We start from the raw sequence: 20,809 nt of genomic DNA, 5'->3' as shown, positions 1-20,809 counted from the left end.
TCACTCTTTGTTAATCCATTTAATTGAGTTTATACCAAGGCTTACTATAAATCGATAGCGGCTTTAAATAGTTGTTTATGTACATTAACTAATGAGGTTAAATTACGTTGATAACCACCGCCAAGGCTGCACATGAGTGGTATTTTCTGTTGTTTACAAAAATTGAGAACAAAAAAGTCACGTTTATATACGCCATTGAGCGATACATTTAATAACCCTAACTCATCTTTTTCGTAAATATCTGCGCCAGCATTATATAAAATAATATCGGGGTTATGAATACGCACGCAAAAATCGAGTGCTTGTTTTAATGTAGTGAGGTACTCAGCGTCGGTTGTTTTAGCGGGTAATGCAAAATCGTAAGTGGATTGCTGTTTATTACGAGGGAAATTTTGCTCACAATGAATTGAGCACGTAATAATTTGGTCATGATTTTGAGTGATTTGTGCTGTGCCATCGCCTTGGTGTACGTCGCAATCAAAAATTAAAACAGTGTCGGCTTGCTCTGTATTTATTAAATGTGCTGCTGCAATAGCTAGATCGTTAAAAATACAAAAACCGCTACCGTAATCACTGTATGCATGATGATAGCCACCACTTAAATTAGCCGAAAAACCATGTTTTAGCGCGTGTTCACTACTTTGGATGCTTGCCCCAACTGATAGTAGTGTGCGCTCTACCAATTCATTTGAATAAGGAAAGCCCATTTTTTTTATGGCTTTATTGCTAAGCGTGCCGTTTAAAAAGTTATTTATATAAGTTTGATTATGGCACAGCGAAAGCTGAGCAGGCGTTGCTTTTATAGGTGAAGTAAAATTATTGGGCATTAAGCCTAGTCCTTCAATTTCTGCTTTGAGCTTTTGGTATTTTTGTATTGGAAAACGATGGCGCTCAGGAAGCGTTAAAGCAGAATATAGCGGGTGGTAAAAAAGCTGCATTAGCGTAATTGTTGTTTTTCGACTTGTTGAATTTTATCTTCGGTGGCAGAAATTGCTTTTCTGCAGCGGCCTAATCGAGCGTGTGTGCTTAATATTTCAAGGTTAAGCTTTTGTGCTTTAGCAGGCGAGGCTTTATCCATTTGCATTTTTCGCTCTTCAATCATGAGCACTAAACGGCGTTCAAACTCATGGTTTTGTTTTAATTCGTCGTAAAGCTCATGCGACGATTGCATTATTTTTTGTACCGCTTGCTTGTAAACAGTTTGCTTAGGGCGTGGTTTATAATGGCTTTTGTTTTCTTTAACCCAAATAGGCGTTGATTTAATAACGTTGAATACAGCTTGTACTTGAGCTGCAATACGTTCAAGCGCGTAGGTATAAGCATGGCGATGCTCACTTGGCGGTAATCTTGACACTTCATCTTCTATTTCTATTACGTAATCGACTAGGTTCATGCTCTTTGTGCTAAAAACTGCGCGGTCAAACAAGCTAGGTTGCGCTTGCATGTAACGGTTTTTAGAAAAAAGTTTAGCTTTATCAAATTGCTCAGCTTGTTGTTTTAGCGTTGTAACTTGTTGGCGTAGTTTATCTAAAGCCATTGAATGCATATTAAAAGTAAGCCTCGTAAATTAGTTTTAATGCTAAAAGTATAACCATAGTATTAAAGACTGGACGAATAAATTTGCTGCCAAAGCGGATTGCTGAATGCGCGCCAAGCCATGCGCCTAGCATAATAAAAAAGCCCATTGTTATGCCAAGTAAAAAGTTTACATGGCCGAGTGCTACAAAGGTTATCAACGATATAAAGTTAGAAACAAAGTTCATTGAACGCGCTAAGCCACAGTTAAGTAGCAGGTTCATTTTGTAAAGCATGCCATTGGAGGCAGTCCAAAAAGTACCCGTACCTGGGCCTGCTAAACCATCAAAAAAGCCTAATAATAAACCCTGTAACCACTGTTTTATTTTCATCGCTTTGTTTAGTTTAGGAAGTTTATCACCTTCGGTGGTACTTAAATTACCAAATAAACTATAAGCGGCAACCAAAATAATAATAATTGGAAGTAGTTTGTTTAAAAAGTCGATACTTAAATGATCAACAATAACAGTACCTATCAATGCACCTATTGCGGTAGCAATAATAGAGGCAGCCCAAAACTTAGGACTAAATAAGTTCTTTTTATAGTATGTATAGCTTGCCGTTAACGAGCCAAAACTTGCTGCTAGTTTATTGGTGCCTAATGTTAAATGTGGAGGCAAACCAGCAGTTAATAAAGCGGGTACAGTTAACATGCCACCGCCACCGGCGATAGCGTCTATAAAACCTGCGGCAAGTGCAACAGCACATAAAACAGCCCAGGTTGTTGGATCGAGTGCGAGTTCAAACATTAATAATCTATTTGTCTTTTAAAAGGTGGTAGGGTGTCGAGCATGGCTTTACCGTATCGCTTAGTAACTAAGCGCCTATCGAGAATAGTAATACAGCCTTCATCACTCTCTTTTCGCAGCAGTCTACCACAGCTTTGTACCAATTTCTTTGCGGCGTCTGGCACGGTAATCGTTAAAAACGGGTTACCACCTTTGCTTTGTACAAATTCTGCTTGCGCTTCTTCTATCGGCGAAGTAGGTACAGCAAACGGAATTTTAGTGATTATTAAGTTCTCTAAATATTTACCAGGTAAATCAAGGCCTTCCGAAAGACTCTGGGTTCCAAATAAAATACTGCCTTTGCCTTCGTCTACATTTTTGGTGTGTAATTTAAGCAACGCTTCTCGAGACATCTCACCTTGTACTAATAAGTTAAAACCTTTTGTTCTAAGAAACTTTGTTACGTGGTCCATTTGCCAGTAAGAAGCGAATAGTACAAGGTTCGCTTTTTTATCATTTAGGTACTCTGGCAATGTTTTAGCTAAGTGGTCACTAAAGTCTTTATCGGTAGGTTCTACTTTTGATACCGGAATACGTAAAGTGGCTTGTTTTGGGTAATCAAAAGGAGAAGGTACTTTAATAAATTTAACGCCTTCTTCTTTAGCAAGCCCTGTTTCGTAAGCAAAGTGATCAAACGAGCCCAGTGCACTTAATGTAGCAGAGCATAAAACAGCGCCCGCGCATTCTCGCCACAATTTATCTTTTAAGTAGTAACCGACTTCAATAGGGCAGTCGCTTAATAAGTGATCGTGATGGCTTTTATATTTAAGGCGTTTTATCCACCGTGCATGAGGTGTACCTTCGCCTTTTTTAGCGTAACTAAACCAGAGTTTGTTTAGTTGCTCTAAGCGGTTTATGTATTGACCACTTTCGCCTAGTATTGGGTCGGCAACGTAAGGTTTTATATCGCCGTCGCTTACATCTTGCGTAAGGGTGTCGTGCATTTTGTTTAAACAGCGCAGGGCATCTTGTGTGGCTTCGCTTATGTCTTTAGCTTTACTGTGCAGCGATTCTGGGATTTCACCGTGTTCAAAGCGGTAAGTATCGTCTTTTGAGTATTCAAAGTCGGCATTATCAAGAATATCGCGAACTACTTTTAAATCTTTATTTGCGTTATTAATACTGTCGCAAAGTTTAAAGTTTTGCCCAATAGCTCTTTGCCCCACTAAGACCTTCGCCATTTTCCCGCTAAACTTAGTGAGCTTATCAAGCCATTCTATTGTGCCTTTTATTGTGGCAGCAGCAGATGAAAAATCGCGTGTTATATGTGCTAAATGGTGCGCTTCATCAATAACGTAAATGGTGTTGTCGGGCTCTGGTAAAATTTTACCGCCGCCTAAGTCTAAATCGGCAAGTAACAAAGAGTGATTAATTACCAGTACATCCATTTGCATTAATTGATTACGGGCAAGTTGAAACGGACACGTTTGATGGGCCTTCATTTGGCGTTGGCATGAATGTTTATCGCAGGCTATTAAGTTCCACACTCTATCGGGTACAGTATCGGCCCAGCTGTCTCTATCGCCTTGCCATTTTTTATTAACATAGGCGTTATATAGCTCATTTAAACACTTGGTTTCCATTGCGCTCAGTGGTGAAGCAAGCGATGGCATAAAATCCATTTGTGTTTGGCTATCGCCATTAACAGCATTGTGTAGTTTGTGAGCGCAAATATAACGATGACGACCTTTTACCAAATCAAATTTAAAGTCGAGGCCTGAATGCTTTTTAAAAAACGGGAGCTCTTTTGCTATTAATTGTTCTTGCAGTGCAACGGTAGCAGTCGAAATAACCAGTTTCTTTTTTTGTGCCAAGGCCAGTGGTAATGCACCTAAACAATAGGCAAGAGACTTACCTGTACCGGTGCCTGCTTCAATAACACATATGCGTTGTTTTTTGTGATAGTCGCCTGCGAGTGTTTTTGCTATTTCGGCAACAAGGTAGTTTTGGCTACTTCGAGGGCGATAATCGTTTAGGTTATTAGCCACATGCTGGTGTACTTGCCTAATTGTTTTTTTTAGTGAGTCAGAAAGCATGGGATGATTTACCTAAAGTATGTATATAATTACAGTGTATATATTAAGTGGGATCGTACGTTGACACAAGCAATCTATCAGGGCTTTATTTTATCAAGGCAACAATACTCGCCTAAGAGTAAGCGTGGGATCACGCTTTGCTACTGGCTCGTATCTGACAATGGCCCAATTAAAGTACTAATTGAAAACCAGCAAGCTGTTTTTTTTATCCCACAAGATGAACACAATTTTGCACAAAGCATATTAAATAAAGAAAATATAAGTGTTAATTTTAAAACGGTAGAAATGCGCCATTTTAGTGGTGTTGTGTGCATAGGCTGTTATTTTAATGATGTAAGTAACCTTTACAAAGCACGCACATTACTTGAAAAGCACATAAGTATATACGAAGCGGATATACGCCACAGCGATCGTTTTTTAATGGAACGTTTTATTAAAGGTGGTGTATGGGTTACGGGTGAAGTATCTCAAAAAAACGGCTTTATTTTAATTAGCAATGCTAAATTAAAAGCGAGCCCTGAATATACACCCACGCTGAAATCGCTTTCATTAGATATTGAGTGTAATGGTGAGGGCGTATTGTTTTCGGTTGGGCTGGTAGGAAATGGCCTTGATACTGTATTAATGATTGGTGAGCCTCAACAGCATAATCAGCCATTTAATATTGATTGGTGCTTTGACGAGATTAATCTACTACAAAAGCTACAGCAGTATATCAATAATAATGATCCTGACATTATTGTGGGTTGGAATGTCATTGAATTTGATTTTACAGTGTTAAACTCTAGGGCAGAGGCACTAGGGGTAACGCTTAATTTTGGCCGAGATCAGCAGCCTTTAAATATAAAAACAGGGCATTACACTCGCCTCACCTTACCTGGGCGAAGCGTTATAGATGGCATTGATACCTTAAAAAATGCCACTTATCACTTTGATAACTATTCGCTTGCGAATATTTCTTATAAAGTCCTTGGTGAATCTAAACTAATTCAGGCAGATAATCGTTTAAGTGAAATTGTTCGTCAATTTAATGAAGATAAGCTCAACTTAGCAGCTTATAACCGACAAGATTGTATACTCGTTAAGAGGATTTTTGCAGAGTTACAACTCTTTGAATTTGCAATAGTGAGGACTCAGTTAACCGGTCTTGAGCTTGAGCGAATGGGCGGCTCGGTTGCTGCATTTACTAACTTATATTTGCCATTACTACATCGCAGCGGGTATGTTGCGCCAAATTTAGGCGATCACGGTTTATCTTTTGAAAGCCCCGGTGGTTATGTAATGGAGTCAGTGCCTGGGCTTTATAAGAATATACTTGTTTTAGATTTTAAAAGCCTATATCCCTCAATTATGCGAACTTTTTGTATTGACCCTCTTGGGCTTATTAAAGGGTTAGACTCACCTGAAAATGCAATTGAAGGGTTTAATGAAGCCGTTTTTTCACGAAATGAACACCACTTACCGTCGTTAATTAAGCATTTAACACATACACGGCAAAGGGCAAAAGACACAAATCAGCCAATGTTATCGCAAGCTATAAAAATAATAATGAACAGCTTATACGGCGTACTTGGCTCTAAAGGGTGTCGATTTTATGATCCAAGATTATCGAGTTCAATAACATTACGTGGGCATGAAATTATGCAAACAACCCGTAAATGGATTGAAACGTTAGGTTATGAAGTAATTTATGGCGATACAGACTCTATTTTTGTAAAAGCTGACGATCAGCTAAGTGCTCTGAGTTGCAATCAAATAGGCAAAGATTTAACGATCTATATTAATAATAAATGGAGCTGCGATATTAAAGACCGTTTTGGGCTTACTAGTTATTTAGAAATAGAGTTTGAAACCCACTATAGCCCATTTTTTATGCCAACAATAAGAGGTAAAAAAACAGGTTCAAAAAAACGCTATGTAGGACAAATTATAAAAAATGGGATGCCTGAACTTATATTTAAAGGAATGGAAACCGTACGCAGCGATTGGACCGAATTTGCACAAGAGTTTCAAAAAGAGTTATTCAAAACTTTATTTAATGAAAAATTTGAAATAAAACAACTTCACGAGATTATAAGTGACTACACCAAAAGATTGTTCGCAGGTGAATTCGATGAAAAGTTAATATACCGTAAAAAGTTAGGACAAAATCTAAATGATTACGTAAAAAATGTTCCTCCCCAAGTGCAAGCGATTAAAAAGTATAAAGCTAGTAATCCTGATTTTGAAATTAAACGAGGTCAAATTATTGAATATGTTTATTCTGATGATGGGGCGCAATTATACAATGGTTCAAATAATTTTAATTATTCGGTTTACATACAAAAACAGCTAACTCCTATCGCCGAAATGGTACTTGATGCCTTGAATTTGAAAGAAATTGAATATCAAGGGGCTCAACTTTCATTTTTATAATTACTTTACAGTTTTCGTATTTAAATAGTCATATTTTTTGTATGAAATTCAATCTGATTTAGTGTGGGATGAAGTGTTTTTCTCTTTTTTTGTTAAAATTTATGATTCCCTCATGTTGTTTTGTTAATAATTTCCTGTTTTATGTAATTTAAATTGAACCTTTTTACTTATTTTTTTCTTCTTTTAAAACAGTTGGTTATGCCTTTGTGTTTTTCTAAGTGATTGATATTTAATTGTGTATCTAAGCTTTTTTTGTAATTTAAAAGGGTTTAAGGTTAATTGATTGTTGACGTTGTTGTTTCACTGGTATTATCATTCATCACACAATTGTAGCGTTTGGTAACACTTTGCCACCACGCTAGATTGAAAATTATAATTAATAAAATGTATTCTTGGGAGAATCAAATGTTAAATAATCAAGTAACAAAAGCTGTTCGCTTAGCGATTGCTTTTGGTGCAGCATCAACAGCTGCATTTTCAGCAAGTACCATGGCAGCAGAGGGTGCAGGAAAAGTAGAACGAATAGAAGTTACTGGCTCACGAATTAAAAGAACGGATATGGAAGGTGCGAATCCTGTACAAATAATTTCTCGTGATGATCTTGTTACTTCAGGTATCAGTAACGTTGGTGATATTCTTCAAGAAATCCCTTCAGTAGCTGGCGCTGGTACAAATGCAGCAGTTAATAATGGTGGTTCAGGTGCAGTTCGTGTTTCTTTACGTGGGTTAGGTTCTTCAAGAACCCTGATACTCCTAAATGGCCGTCGTATGGTTGCATCAGGAAGTGGTGCTAACTCTTCTGTAGATTTAAGTACAATACCTACAGCAATTATTAAACGTGTTGAAGTCCTCAAAGACGGTGCTTCTGCAATCTATGGTTCAGATGCAATTGGCGGCGTGGTTAACATTATCACACGTGATGACTTTGAAGGCTTTGAAGCTACAGCAAGCTATGACGCGTCAACGCATGGCGGTGATGGTGAAACTAAAAGCTATGACTTTACTGTTGGTTTAACAAACGACAAAGGTGGCGTTGTAGCCAGCGCTTACTATGTTCAGCAGGGCTCTCAGTCTTCTGGCGATCGTGATTGGTCTAAATTTTCATTAGATATGGATCACACTGGCGAAATTTCTAAAGGTGGTTCATCTGCGGGACCTTGGGGCCGTTATGGTGGCATTGATGGCTCAATTGCTGGTGAAGATTGTTCTACGTTTACTCACGGTGCAGCTAATGGACCAGGTCAATCAGATCCAAGTGACTTTGCTAACCCAACAGGCTATGATTGTTACGGAAGCAAAGATGCATATAACTTTGCCCCTGTTAACTTCCATTTAACGCCAGCAGAGCGCTACGGTATATTTGTACAAAGTAATTATGAATTTTCTGAACATGCTCGTTTCTTTTCTGAAATTAGCTTAAACCGCCGAATTTCTGATACTAAGCTTGCTCCATTACCATTAGCACCGCTTGCATTCTTTGGTGTGACTGATGCAAATTATTCTGCGGATAATTACTACAATCAACAGTTTGGTCCTAAAGATCGTAATGGTGACACAGTAGAAATATCTGATTGGCGTCGTCGTATGGTTGAAACTGGTGGTCGAGATACTCAATTCCGCGTTGATACTGTTCGTGCTGTAGTTGGTTTTGAAGGTGATATTAACGATGATTGGGGCTATGAAGTTTCATACATCTTTGGTTCAAGTGATTCTACAACTAAACGAGCTGGCGGCGTAAACTTTGAAAAAGTTACACAAGCTGTAGGTCCTTCGTTCCAAGATACTGATGGAAGTATTGTATGTGGGACTGTAGATAATCCTATCGTAGGTTGTACATCACTAAATGTATTTGGTATCCCAGGAACTGATACTCAAGTTACCCAAGATATGTTAGATTTTATTTCGTTTGAAGCACATGACTTTGGTTCAAATGAACAGCAAATTATTAGTGGTAGCGTATTCGGTAGTGCATTCGAATTACCTGCTGGTAGTTTAGGTATGGCATTTGGGCTTGAGCACCGTGAAGAAAAAGGTGGTGACTTCCCTGATGCTCTAATTGCATTAGGAATTACATCTGGTTCTAGTCGTCAAGAAACATCAGGTAGCTACACAGTAGATGAAGCTTATGCTGAGTTTAATGTACCACTATTATATGACGCACCTTTTGCTAAGGTATTAGAGTTAGATTTAGCAATTCGCTATTCTGATTATGACACTTTTGGTGATACTACAAACCATAAAGTAGGCATTAAGTGGTCTCCTATGGATGGCCTGATGTTCCGTGGAACATCATCTACTGCATTTAGAGCTCCTTCTACTTCTGACCTGTTCTCAGGTGCATCAGATAATAGCCCTGAAGTTTCGGATCCATGTGCTACAAACCCAACATCGTTCTGTATAGCTGATGGTGTTCCAGCAGCTGGTTTTGAACCTATCGGTGATCAGTTATCTTCTACTCTAGGTGGTAACCCAGATTTACAACCAGAAGAAGCTGATATATTTACAGTTGGCGTAGTTTATAGCCCAGAGTTTGTTGATGGTTTATCTTTCACAATTGATTACTGGGATATTGAACTAGAAAATGCAATCAGTTCTGTAGGTGAGCAGCTAATTTTAAACAAGTGTGCCGAAAGCGGTACTTATTGTGATCAAATCACTCGTTATACATCTGGTATTTTAGCTGGTAATTCAAGCGATATTGATAACAGAAATATTAACGTAGGTGGTGTTGAATCATCAGGGTATGACTTCAATATTGCTTATACTACAGATACTTCGATTGGTTCATTATCAACAAGTTTAGATGCAACTTACTATGATGATTACACTATTACTCAAGCTGATGGTTCAACGCTTCAAAATGCTGGCTACTACCGTCGAAATAGTGGTGATGGTAACTTCCCTGAGTGGAAAACAAACCTTAATGTTTCGTTAACTCAAGAAAATTGGTCTGCTACTTATGCACTGCGTTATATTGGTGAAGTTGAAGAGAACTTCACAAATGTTGATCCAGAAGATTTAGCTGATGTTAATTCATCATTTAGAACTGAAGCTGTTAATGTTGCAGGTGTTCTTGATTCTTACGATGTAATTAGGACTGTTGACTCTCAAGTTATTCATAATGCTCGTTTTAGTTACTTCTTTGATAACTACACAACGACATTTGGTATTAATAATATCTTTGACGAAGATCCTCCGTACGCAGCTACAGGATTCAATGATAATACAGACCCTCGTACTTACAATACAACAGGTCGTCATTTGTATTTAACACTTCATGCTAAATTTTAAGTAGTTGTTATTTATTATAACGTCAATACATAAGTATTGACGTTATAATTTAAGGAAATCGAAATGAAAAAGTTGTTAGGTATATTAAGTATCAATTTATTATTACTAAGTGGCTGTACAGCTCTAACAAAGGACGATAACTCTAATTCAAATTTAGTATGTGAAAAAATAGCTGTTACTGGGAGTAATATAAAAAAACGGACTTGTATGTCAAAAGAATTAGCTGAAGAACAACGTAAGAAAAACCAAGATGCTATGAGAGAAATAAATAAAAGAGGGAATATCTACCAAGATAGGACGTAAAACTATAACTTACATTAAATCTATTTGCGGATGCTTTGTGGCGACAGCTTATATTAACTTATTATTTCGTTAGATAATTAAAATTGTGCTACTAGTTATATTTAGTAAACAAGCATATAATAAACAAGAATATAATAAGCAAGCATAACCAAATAAATTTAGAGAGATATAAATGAAAGAAGTCCGATCTTTTATTAAAACTGCATCATTAACAGAGCTTGAAAAAGCTCAACAGCTTATCAATGATGCAATTTCAAAATATACCCAGCAACAAAAAGCAAAACAGGAAGTTTTGGAACTTTTAAAAGAAAAAGGACTTACGCTAGAAGATTTACAAGATGGAGCATCTGACAAACGCACCAAAGTTAAGCCTAAGTACCGCATGGAACTGAATGGTGAGACTATTGAATGGACTGGCCGTGGCCGTCGCCCTAAAGCGTTTGAAGGTGTTGAACTTGAAAATTATTTAGCCTAAAGCTAAATATAAGAGAAGCCGAAACTTCTCTTTTTATCCCTCAATAAAATATAATTAAAGTTTAAAACTCCTAGCTATTATTTGCTAAAATCTCCTCACTCAAACCTATTTGTTTTCCCATGAGCTATAAACTAAGACCTTACCAGCAAGAAGCCGTAGAACGAACTGTTTTACACTTTAGAAAGAGTAATGATCCTGCCGTTATTGTCCTACCAACCGGTGCAGGTAAAAGTTTGGTTATAGCTGAACTTGCCCGTATTGCTAAGCAAAAAATATTAGTGCTTGCTCATGTAAAAGAGCTTGTAGAGCAAAATTCGCAAAAATATAAAAGTTTTGGTTTAGAGGCGAGTATATTTTCAGCAGGCTTAAAAGAAAAATCATTAAACCATCAAGTAACCTTTGCCAGTGTGCAATCACTTTCCCGTAATTTAAATAAATTAAATGAGCATTATTCATTACTTATTATTGATGAATGCCACAGGGTAAATGGGGATAAAAAAAGCCAGTACGGAAAAGTAATAAACAGTTTAAAAGAGTATAACCCTCAGTTAAAAGTATTGGGTTTAACAGCAACACCTTATCGGTTAGGAATGGGGTGGATATACCACCACCATTATCATGGTTTTGTTAAAGGGACTAAAGAAAGCCCGTTTAAAAGTTGTATTTTTGAATTGCCGCTCAGGTATATGATCAAACATAATTATTTAACGCCGCCTAACGAAGTTGATGCAGCAATTAGCCATTATGATTTTTCGTCCTTAGATAGCAATGCATTTGGGCAATATACGACTGATGATATGAATGCGCTTTTAAAAAACAGTGAGCGCGCAACGAAAGCTATATTACAGCAAGTAATTCAATACAGTGAAGAGCGCGAAGGTGTTATGGTTTTTGCCGCTACGGTAATGCATGCTCAGGAAATATTAAGCTACCTACCAGCTCATCAAAGTGCACTTATAACAGGTGATACGCCAAACACTGAGCGCGATAAAATCATTAAGCAATTTAAAGCTAAGCAATTAAAGTATTTAGTTAATATATCGGTATTAACTACAGGGTTTGATGCCCCGCATGTCGACTTTATAGCTATTTTACGACCTACAGAATCAGTTAGTTTATATCAACAAATTGTGGGGCGAGGTCTCAGGTTATCTGAATCAAAAACAGATTGCTTAGTAATCGATTATGCCGGCAATGGTTTTAATTTATTTCACCCAGAAGTAGGCGATAAAAAAGGCGATAGTGATAACGAGCCTGTGCAGGTACTTTGTCCTGGCTGTGGTTTTGCGAATATATTTTGGGGTAAAACTGATTCTGCAGGAAAAGTAATAGAGCACTTTGGCAGGCGCTGTAAAGGGTTATTAGAGGACGATAGTGGCCATAACGAGCAGTGCGATTATCGTTTTAGGTTTAAAGAATGTGAGCAGTGCGGTGCCCCAAATGATATTGCTGCACGACAATGTCATGATTGCGGCGCGGTAATGGCCGACCCTGATGATAAGCTACGTAATGCATTAAACTTAAAAGACGCACTTGTGCTTCGATGTAGTGGGTTATCAGTAACTCTAATTAAAGATGAACTTATTAAAGTAACGTATTTTGATGAAGATGGCGCAAGTTGCGATGAGGTATATAACCTCGCAAATAAAGGCGGGCAATTTATATTTAATAAGCAATTTGGTCTACGAGTAGGACTTGGGCAAACACCTATTAATTTTAAAACTGCAGAGCAAGTAGTAAAAGCACAATTTGAATTAGTACCACCGGATTTTGTTATTGCACGAAAAAGCAAAAAATATGGTTGGAAAGTAGCTGATAAGCTATTTGACTATAAAGGGGGTTTTAGAAAGGCAAATCAGTTAAGCCGCTAAGCTTAACTGATAGAGTACATTGGACTAATACAATTAAAAGGCAATTAAGCCTCGTCACCGTCCATTAATCCCCAGCCATCACCGTATCCATTAAAGCTATTAGCAATGCTTTCAATGTATTGCTCTGCTTGTCCTAAAAGGGTGTGCTCTGGCACCATTTGTACTTGAGTGATTACTTCCCAAACGCCAGTATCTTTACATTTTTCAAGCTCAGCATTTTGAATTAATGCATCAGAGACTATTTCTTTAGCAAATTTTTCAGCATCGGCTTCTTGTTCAAATAAAATAAAAAAATCGACTTGGTGCATTTTATTTAAATCAATGCCAGCAGCGGCTATTTCGGCTAAAAGTTGGCCGTTATCATCATCAGGGAATTGCATTAAAAACTCATTTAAAATTAATTTTTTATTCGTAGGCACTATTGTAACTAAAATATTGTCTTAACGCGTACTAATTTTAATTATGCTGATATTTATTCAAAGTTAAATTTACGCGTTAGATTGTCATTAAGTTAATGTGTTGCTCATTATGGCTATGCTAATATGCGCGTAATCAGCCAGTTTTATGTAAGATATTAAAAGTAAGGATATTTACTTGTTTATTAAGTTTTTACGTTGCATGTGTGTTGTGATCGCTTTAATTGCGACAAATAGCTATGCGGCAGAAAAAGTCATAGAAGATTACGAAATTAAAGGGTTAAATGGTGATTTAGAAAGTAACGTAGCCCTTTACCTCAAGCAATTAATTGGTGAGAAGCCAACCCGTACACTTCGCCGCTATGCTCAAAAGCAAGTACAAAATAGTATCAAAGCACTTGGTTACTACAGCCCAACCGTTGAAGTTGAGTTTGATAAAGACGACAGTGAATTAATCGTTAAAGTTGAGCGAGGGCCTGCAACTCGTATAGAAGCAATTAACATTACTTTAAATGGGGATGGCCAAAGTGATACCCAATTACAGGCATTAATTAACAACATCAGCTTAAAACAAGGCGATGTTCTAAATCATGGTAAATACGACTCAACCCATAAAAAAATAGAATCGATGCTACTAGAACTAGGTTATTTTGATGCTAAGTGGCCAGCGCGTAAATTAGAAGTATCGCTTAAAAAAAATAGTGCTGTTATTACTTTCATAATTGATACCGGAGTTAGGTATGAGTTTGGCGATATACAAATTGCCAGTAGTACACCCGCTGAAAAATACATACGCTCTATAGCGCCTTTCTCGCAGGGCCAACCTTATAAATCAACACATATTGCTGACTATAACTTGGATTTATCAAGTACCCCTTATTTTGCCAGTGTACGTGTTTATGCTGACATTGCAGCGCGCAAAAACAGCCAAGTACCGATTAAAGTTGAAGTATTACCCAAGCCAGCTAACAGCTATGAAATTGGCGGTGGTTTTAGTACTGACTTAGGGCCTAAGGTGCGTTTTAAATGGAGTAAACCGTGGATCACAGAAGACGGCCATTACCTCGAAACTAATTTCAATGTGGCACAAAAGCAGCAAGATATTTCCATGGCTTATACAATTCCGGTTGATGATCCTAATGATGATTTATGGCGATTCTCTGTCGGTTATAAGCTAGAAGATGAGCTCACAAACGACACTTACAGTGAAATATTAACAGGGCAAGTTCAGCGCCAATGGTTGACCGAAAATAAGTGGGTGCGTACTGCATTTTTACGCCGCGACCAAGAAACCTACCGTATTGGTGATGAAGACGAAGAAAGTACCGAAATGTTAATGCCGGGCATTAGCTACGCGCGCAAAAAATCAAAAGGCGGCACGACTCCTTATTGGGGAGAGCAGTGGCTTATATCTGCTGAGTTTGGCTTAGATGATGTGCTTTCGAGTACTAATCTGATTAGGGTGCAAATGCAACATGCATGGCTACGCACTTATTTTGACCGTCACTTGGTGTTTTTAAAAGCGAATGTGGGGGCAATGCTTGTTGATGATATTAACAACGTGCCATTTTCACTTCGGTTTTACGCAGGTGGCGATCAAAGTGTTCGTGGTTTTGCGTACCAATCAATTTCGCCTGAGAACGATGACGGCGAGCTAATAGGTGGTAAGTATTTACTATCGGGCACGATGGAATATAACTACCAGTTTGCTAAAAATTGGCGAGCAGCTTTATTTGTTGATGGTGGTACTGCGACTAATGATTTTTCTGATTATTTTGAAGTAGGTGCTGGTTTTGGTTTTCGCTATTTAACACCCGTTGGCCCAGTGCGCGTAGACCACGCTTGGGGATTAACAAAAGAAAGTAAAAGCACACGTTTAAGTATTACCATAGGGCCAGAAATTTAATGTCAGTATTAAAAAAGATAACAGCCGCCGTAAGTGCTATTTTTGTCACGTTAGTTGTTGCACTATTTTGTTTGTTATTTACCGCACCCGGTAATCAATTTATTGCTTATAGTGCAAACAAAGCAGTAGATGGACTACATATTGAAATTAAAGATGGTCGTTTTATTTATAATGATGCCTTTAATGTACGCTTTGCTAGCAACGGATTGGACTTTAATGCACAACAATTGAAAATTGATTTGTTTTGGTGGCAGTGCGATGGAATTTGTATAGATAACTTAAGTGCTAAATCTATAAATTTAACATTACCAAAAACTGCAGAGTCACAAGAAGAAGCCCCGACAGAGCCGCTTGAAAAAATCAGCTTACCTTTTAATATTGCTGTAAAAAACATTGCGATCAATAAATTTACGCTAGAGCATCCAAGTGCAAACGTAAGCGTTAATAACTTTAAACTCTCAGCAAAAGCTGAGGGTTCAAAGCTGACGGTTAAAAGCCTGAATATTCCCACCATACTTGTTGCCTTAAAAGAGCAAGAACAAGATGCGAAAACACAAACGGCGCAAAATACTCAAGCGCCTTTAACGCACCTACCCGCATTGCCTAATATAGAATTTACTTCGCCACTTGATTTAGTTGTTGAAGACTTTGAAATTGCTAAAATTACGATTGAGCAAAACGAAGCCCAACATGTTATTGAAAACATCTCGCTGCAATTAAGTGTGGAAGATGCGGTTATTAATTTAGAGTCATTCTCAGCAAAGTATGAACAGTGGCAGCTTAATACGCATCTTAACGCTGAGCTTGCAGGGAATTTGCCCGTGAAAGGGGATGTTGTTTTACAAAGTGATGAGCACCAAGCCAATTTGCAGTTGAATGGCGACTTGTCAAACCTAAACCTAAATTTAGAAACGCAGGGACAATATCCGCTTAGTTTAACGGCAACGGCAAATTTAAAGCAAAAAAACTATCCGTTTGAGTTAAATGGAAAAATTAAACAGTGGCTTATTGATGCGCAAAGTAATGAGCTTAAAGTGCGAAATGTAAGCCTTAACGCACAAGGTAATGCTGACGACTATCAGCTTAGCCTTCAGGCGAATAGCCAATTAGGTGCGTACCCAGCTGTTGACTTAAATACCCAATTGAAAGGCAGTCTCACCAAAGCAACTTTACAAGCGCTAAGCATTAAAGCGAACGAAAGCAGTGCAACTATAAAAGCCAATGTTGATTGGCAAAAAGGCATACAGGCTAACTTTAATGGCACGCTTGCTAACTTAAAAGCGCAGTACTTAACTGATGCCGTTACCAGTGATATTTCAGGACAGTTTAAAGGCTCGTTTAGTGCAGCTGACGACAAGTGGCAGCTACAAATGAATAATACAAAGTTAAACGGATTACTTAACGACGTGCCACTAGAATTTGCCTCAAACTTTAAGCTTGACAATACTTTAAAAGCTAATATTGATAGCTTTTATTTAAGCAGTGGTACCAATAAATTAGCACTAAGCGGGCAAGTTGATGATACTTGGCAGGTTGATGGCAAAGTAACGCTAAAAAGTGATGAAAAAGCTTATATTCCATTTACTGCCGACGGCAACGCAAATTTAAAAGTGAGAGGGGAAAGGTTAACGCCCTCTGTTGATTTAGCACTAATACTAGATCGCTTTATTTTTGATGAAATAAACATTAATAAATTATCAGTAAAAGGGCAGTTAGATACCGCAGCCGATTGGCAAACTGATGTTTCGGTAAGTGTTGGTTCGGCGCTTGTAGCCGAACAGCAAATTAATAGCGTTAAAATTGATATTAGCGGCGACAAAACAGATCACCAACTTACGGCATCTTTAGATGCCGAGCAAGGCAGTATAGAGCTTGAAGTTAATGGCAAAATTAATAATACCACTTGGAATGGCGAGCTTAGTAATGTAACGCTTAGCGATAAAAAGCTTAGTTTTAGTAATACTAAAAATATTGCCATTATGTTTAATTCTCAAACTAGTGACTTTGATGTAAGTGCACATTGTTGGGCATCTGAGCAAAGTGAATTATGTATAGACACGCTAGCGCAATCAAAAGAACTTGGTCAATTAAATGCGAAGCTAAGCAACTTAGCACTTGAGGAGCTTAAGCATTTTTTACCTAATAGCATTCGTACTCGTGGTAATATAGCTGGCGATGTAGCACTTAATTGGCAAAGCGGTGCGCTTAAAACATTACGCGCAAATATCGATTCTAGCGACTTAGAAGCGGTGCTTACCTCGGAAGAAGATCGTTTTAAATTACCAATCGAAACTTTAACTATTAGTGCGTTTTCGGACTCTCAAATTGGCAAGCTTGAAGCTAATTTAGAATCAAGTGTGCTTGGTAAAATAAACACACACATTGATATTGACGACATACAAAATACGCAAGCGCTTAACGGCACTATTAATATTGATAAAATACTCCTTTCAGACTTACAACCATTTCTTGAAACCCTAGAGCAGTTAAAAGGTGATATTAGCGGAAAAGTCGCGTTAGCTGGTACGTTAAAAGATCCATTATTAAATGGCGAGCTTAATGTGAGCGATATTAGTTTAGAGGGCGAGCAACTACCTATAGCGCTGCAAAAATCAAATATAAACGTATTGTTTGATAAAACAACAGCCACAATAAAAGGCAACTTAAACGACAACCAGGGCGGTAAAATAAACCTCACCGGTGACGTTGATTGGCAAGGTGCGCAACCTGCTGTAAATGTGGCGGTAGTTGGCGAGCAGTTTTATGTACGTGCGCAGCAAGGGGTTACTTTTAAAGTATCACCGGATTTAAAAATAGGCTTGGCTAATAATGCACTCAAGCTTGCTGGTGAGGTAGTTGTGCCTTACGGTCGTATAATGATTGAAGAGCTCCCAGAGGGCGCAGTGCAAGTTAGCGATGATGAAATTATTGTTGATCAAAAAACCGAGGCCACCGAAACAGTTCCATTTGATTACGACATAGATTTAAAAGTGATTGTTAAAAACGATGTAAAAGTAGAATCGTTTGGCTTGGAATCAAAAGTTGCGGGTGATTTAGCCATAAAAATGAGTCAAGGCGCACCAATTATAGCCACAGGTGAGCTTAACTTAATTGAAGGTACTTACTTAGCCTTTGGGCAAGATTTAATAATCAGCACCGGGCAAGTAGGTTTTAGCGGTTCAATTGAACAACCATTTTTAAATATTAAAGCAATACGTAACCCCGATACGACTGCAAATGGTGTCATTGCAGGGGTTACGCTCACGGGTAATGTTGAACAACCAACGCTCAAAATATTTTCTGAGCCTGCGATGGATCAAGCTCAAGCACTTGCATATTTACTTAATGGCCAACCTTTAGGCGATGGAGAAAGTTCGTCAAGCGATGCTATGCTCACACAGTTATTACTCTCTCAAGGTGTTAGCCGCAGCGAAGGAGTTGTTTCTAAGGTAGGTGAAACCTTTGGGCTGTCAGATGTAAGTTTAAGCTCATCAGGTAGTGGTGATAGCACCAAAGTAGAAATATCAGGTTACGTAGCACCCAGCTTACAAGTTAAATATAGCGTGGGTGTATTTGATTCGCTCAGTGAAGTGGCTGTGCGTTATCAGTTACTTTCACAGTTATACATAGAAATAACGAGCGGCCTATATCAAAATGTTGATGTGCTATATAAGTTTGATTGGGAATAACCAAAACTATAATAATTATAAGGATATAAGCGATGAAAAAAATTATATTGCCAGCTCTGCTTAGTGTTTTGTTGAGCGGTTGTGCTCAACAACTCGGTGATGATGTTGCTAATCAAGAGCTACCTTTATTGAGTGCGAGTGAGGTAATTGCTAGTGCAACAGATAATGATTGGCGATTAGTGGATGCTCAAAATATTTTAAAGATAACACTGCCAACGGGTGATGCGTACATTGAGCTTAATGAACGGCTTGCCCCAAAGCACGCTCAAAATATTAAAAAGTTAGTACGAGAAGGGTTTTATAAAAATACCAGCGTTTATCGGTTTGTTGAGGGTTTTGTAGCGCAAGGCGGGGACAGCTCGGGTAAAAAGTTAATTAAAACGGCAGACAAAACAGTCCCAGCTGAGTTTTATTTAACAACAAACAAACCACTTTTAATTACTGAGCTAAATGGCGACGGATATGCACCAGTTACCGGCTTTTTAAACGGCTTTGCAGTAGCTCAAAACTCAGCACATACGCAAACATGGCAAGTGCATTGTAGTGGCGTGTTTGCCATGGCGCGCGATAACGACATAAATAGTGCGAGCACGGAGTTTTTTGTAACGATAGGGCAAGGCCCGCGCTACCTCGATAAAAACATTACGGTGTTTGGTCGAGTGCTCGAAGGTATAGAGCATTTTAACCGTTTAGCGCGTACACCAACTGAAGGAAAAGCATTTAACTCAATTAAAAATATACAAGTGCTTGGCGATATACAAAGCGATAAAAGTATATTTAAAGTGATGAAAACAAACTCATCAGTGTTTAAAAACTTAATCAGCGCTCGTAAAAACCGTGTTGAGCCATGGTTTGTTAAAGCACATAATTACGTTGACGTGTGTGGTATGCCCATACCCACTAAGCGTGAAGTTATACCAATCCGCAATAATACTTAATCATTTTGCGGGTCTAAACGTGTCGCTACCTGCGTTAAAAGATTCTCATTTACGACTGCATGGATGCAGAAGGTAGAGCAATGCAGGAGCAATTGCCGAGAACAACTAAATAGCGAATTTTTTGCCTAGCTATCAACACGTTTTCCCAGCCTCAAAATAGCTCACTTAATTAAGCGAATTGGTATTAATTAAATATACAAATAGAAAAGGAGCCTAGGCTCCTTTTTTAATACTCATATTCCAGTTTAAAATAACCTACTGACGATTAATTTTAACTGCAAATGGCGTGTCGTTATAATGCGTAGAGCGATACGGGTTTATATCAAGCCCACCACGACGAGTATAACGCGCGTAAACCTCTAACTCTTTAATATTAAGTTGTGTTGTTAAATCACTATAAATACGCTCAACACACTGCTCATGAAATTCGTTATGTGTTCTGAATGAAATTAAATAACGCAGTAACGATTCGCGACATATTTGCTCGCCTGTGTATCGTATAATTACACTTGCCCAGTCAGGCTGGGAGGTAATTAAACAGTTCGATTTAAGTAAATGGCTATAGAGCGTTTCAGTCACTACTTCATCGCTTTTTGCTTTAAGTGAATTAGCATCAATATCGTAATTACTAATCTCAATATCTAAGTCATCAATACATTCACCTGGCAGCGCCGTACATGGTAAGCAATTGTAATCATCAGGATTATATAAAGTTACTTTGACAGGGCTGTTAACCGCGTTTGATAAATCATCAATTAAATGCTGTTTTACTACATCAATGCTTTCAAATCGGGTTTGGTTAAAGCTATTTAAATAAAGTTTAAACGACTTTGACTCAATAATATGGCTGCTTTGGCATTCAAAGGTAAATAAGGCCACGGCAACTTGCGGTTTACCTTTAGCGTTTAACCATGAAAGCTCGTAACCAGTCCAAATATCTTGGCCTTTAAATGGCAGCTCTGCTTCGTCAATATTTAAAGCATCACGATTTAGTTTGCGCGCAATAGGGAAAAGCAAGCTTGGCGTGTACACATCTACATACTCAGTAGATTGGCCTAATACGCTACCTTTAAGGTCTGGAGAATTGCTGTAATCTGTCATGTTTG

At 38.1% G+C, this 20,809-nt stretch carries 14 protein-coding genes; 8 read left to right on the top strand and 6 right to left on the bottom strand.

Annotated features, from left to right (window positions below; all coding sequences use genetic code 11):
• Positions 1–44: 44 nt before the first annotated feature.
• Genes AOR04_RS11680 through dinG form a run of 4 tightly spaced genes read right to left on the bottom strand, consistent with a single transcriptional unit; the run spans position 45 to position 4,399 of the window.
• Entirely contained in the window at positions 45–938 is an 894-nt protein-coding gene (locus AOR04_RS11680) for a histone deacetylase family protein (protein ID WP_096793436.1), read from the bottom strand.
• Positions 938–1,546, bottom strand: a complete 609-nt coding sequence (locus tag AOR04_RS11675; protein ID WP_096793435.1) for a primosomal replication protein — start codon at positions 1,544–1,546, stop codon at positions 938–940. Before AOR04_RS11675 ends, AOR04_RS11680 begins: the two co-directional genes overlap by 1 nt.
• 1 nt (position 1,547) lies before the next feature.
• On the bottom strand, positions 1,548–2,324 hold the full coding sequence (locus AOR04_RS11670) for a sulfite exporter TauE/SafE family protein (RefSeq protein ID WP_096793434.1): 777 nt from the start codon (positions 2,322–2,324) through the stop codon (positions 1,548–1,550).
• Positions 2,324–4,399, bottom strand: coding sequence for an ATP-dependent DNA helicase DinG (gene dinG / locus AOR04_RS11665; protein ID WP_096793433.1), 2,076 nt, complete (start codon positions 4,397–4,399; stop codon positions 2,324–2,326). The genes AOR04_RS11670 and dinG overlap by 1 nt, the downstream gene beginning before the upstream one ends.
• Before the next feature lie 60 nt (positions 4,400–4,459).
• Here dinG and AOR04_RS11660 point away from each other — a divergent pair, with 60 nt between their 5' ends.
• The 5 genes from AOR04_RS11660 (at position 4,460) to AOR04_RS11640 (ending at position 12,754) form a co-directional block, all read left to right on the top strand.
• Positions 4,460–6,814, top strand: a complete 2,355-nt coding sequence (locus tag AOR04_RS11660; RefSeq protein WP_096794124.1) for a DNA polymerase II — start codon at positions 4,460–4,462, stop codon at positions 6,812–6,814.
• Positions 6,815–7,219: 405 nt separating this feature from the next.
• Positions 7,220–10,105: a TonB-dependent receptor plug domain-containing protein gene (locus tag AOR04_RS11655; RefSeq protein ID WP_096793432.1), complete on the top strand. Its 2,886-nt coding sequence runs from the start codon at positions 7,220–7,222 to the stop codon at positions 10,103–10,105.
• A 63-nt stretch (positions 10,106–10,168) separates the two neighbouring features.
• The gene (locus tag AOR04_RS11650) at positions 10,169–10,408 is read left to right on the top strand and encodes a hypothetical protein (RefSeq protein ID WP_096793431.1); all 240 of its coding nucleotides are present in this window, start codon (positions 10,169–10,171) and stop codon (positions 10,406–10,408) included.
• Between the two features lie 172 nt (positions 10,409–10,580).
• Positions 10,581–10,883: an H-NS histone family protein gene (locus AOR04_RS11645; protein WP_096793430.1), complete on the top strand. Its 303-nt coding sequence runs from the start codon at positions 10,581–10,583 to the stop codon at positions 10,881–10,883.
• A 119-nt stretch (positions 10,884–11,002) separates the two neighbouring features.
• The gene (locus tag AOR04_RS11640) at positions 11,003–12,754 is read left to right on the top strand and encodes a DEAD/DEAH box helicase (RefSeq protein ID WP_096793429.1); all 1,752 of its coding nucleotides are present in this window, start codon (positions 11,003–11,005) and stop codon (positions 12,752–12,754) included.
• Between the two features lie 44 nt (positions 12,755–12,798).
• On the opposite strand, the gene AOR04_RS11635 is transcribed toward AOR04_RS11640, so the two are convergent.
• A complete protein-coding gene (locus tag AOR04_RS11635; RefSeq protein WP_096794123.1) occupies positions 12,799–13,134 on the bottom strand; it encodes a ribonuclease E inhibitor RraB in 336 nt (111 codons plus the stop codon).
• 214 nt (positions 13,135–13,348) lie between these two features.
• On the opposite strand from AOR04_RS11635, the gene AOR04_RS11630 reads away from it, so the two are divergent.
• The 3 genes from AOR04_RS11630 to AOR04_RS11620 are packed head-to-tail and all read left to right on the top strand — an operon-like array spanning position 13,349 to position 19,703.
• Positions 13,349–15,076 carry an autotransporter assembly complex protein TamA gene (locus tag AOR04_RS11630; RefSeq protein WP_096793428.1) on the top strand — a complete coding sequence of 576 codons (1,728 nt, stop codon included), beginning with the start codon at positions 13,349–13,351 and terminating at the stop codon, positions 15,074–15,076.
• Entirely contained in the window at positions 15,076–18,765 is a 3,690-nt protein-coding gene (tamB, locus tag AOR04_RS11625) for an autotransporter assembly complex protein TamB (RefSeq protein ID WP_096793427.1), read from the top strand. Before AOR04_RS11630 ends, tamB begins: the two co-directional genes overlap by 1 nt.
• Positions 18,766–18,797: 32 nt before the next feature.
• Positions 18,798–19,703, top strand: coding sequence for a peptidylprolyl isomerase (locus tag AOR04_RS11620; protein ID WP_096793426.1), 906 nt, complete (start codon positions 18,798–18,800; stop codon positions 19,701–19,703).
• A 255-nt stretch (positions 19,704–19,958) separates the two neighbouring features.
• Here AOR04_RS11620 and queF read toward each other — a convergent pair whose 3' ends face one another.
• Entirely contained in the window at positions 19,959–20,804 is an 846-nt protein-coding gene (gene queF / locus AOR04_RS11615; protein WP_096793425.1) for an NADPH-dependent 7-cyano-7-deazaguanine reductase QueF, read from the bottom strand.
• Between the last annotated feature and the right edge of the window lie 5 nt (positions 20,805–20,809).

The organism is Pseudoalteromonas sp. 1_2015MBL_MicDiv, assembly GCF_002407505.1.
Classification (GTDB): domain Bacteria; phylum Pseudomonadota; class Gammaproteobacteria; order Enterobacterales; family Alteromonadaceae; genus Pseudoalteromonas; species Pseudoalteromonas fuliginea.
Note: the sequence above shows the minus strand (reverse complement) of the source record. Positions and strands in the feature narration are given on the sequence as shown.

Coding starts and splice junctions, on each gene's coding strand:
- dinG (WP_096793433.1), bottom strand. CDS start 4,399: ATGCTTTCTGACTCACTAAAAAAAACAATTAGGCAAGTACACCAGCAT.
- tamB (WP_096793427.1), top strand. CDS start 15,076: ATGTCAGTATTAAAAAAGATAACAGCCGCCGTAAGTGCTATTTTTGTC.
- AOR04_RS11670 (WP_096793434.1), bottom strand. CDS start 2,324: ATGTTTGAACTCGCACTCGATCCAACAACCTGGGCTGTTTTATGTGCT.
- AOR04_RS11655 (WP_096793432.1), top strand. CDS start 7,220: ATGTTAAATAATCAAGTAACAAAAGCTGTTCGCTTAGCGATTGCTTTT.
- AOR04_RS11620 (WP_096793426.1), top strand. CDS start 18,798: ATGAAAAAAATTATATTGCCAGCTCTGCTTAGTGTTTTGTTGAGCGGT.
- AOR04_RS11645 (WP_096793430.1), top strand. CDS start 10,581: ATGAAAGAAGTCCGATCTTTTATTAAAACTGCATCATTAACAGAGCTT.
- AOR04_RS11675 (WP_096793435.1), bottom strand. CDS start 1,546: ATGCATTCAATGGCTTTAGATAAACTACGCCAACAAGTTACAACGCTA.
- AOR04_RS11650 (WP_096793431.1), top strand. CDS start 10,169: ATGAAAAAGTTGTTAGGTATATTAAGTATCAATTTATTATTACTAAGT.
- AOR04_RS11680 (WP_096793436.1), bottom strand. CDS start 938: ATGCAGCTTTTTTACCACCCGCTATATTCTGCTTTAACGCTTCCTGAG.
- queF (WP_096793425.1), bottom strand. CDS start 20,804: ATGACAGATTACAGCAATTCTCCAGACCTTAAAGGTAGCGTATTAGGC.
- AOR04_RS11640 (WP_096793429.1), top strand. CDS start 11,003: ATGAGCTATAAACTAAGACCTTACCAGCAAGAAGCCGTAGAACGAACT.
- AOR04_RS11635 (WP_096794123.1), bottom strand. CDS start 13,134: ATGCAATTCCCTGATGATGATAACGGCCAACTTTTAGCCGAAATAGCC.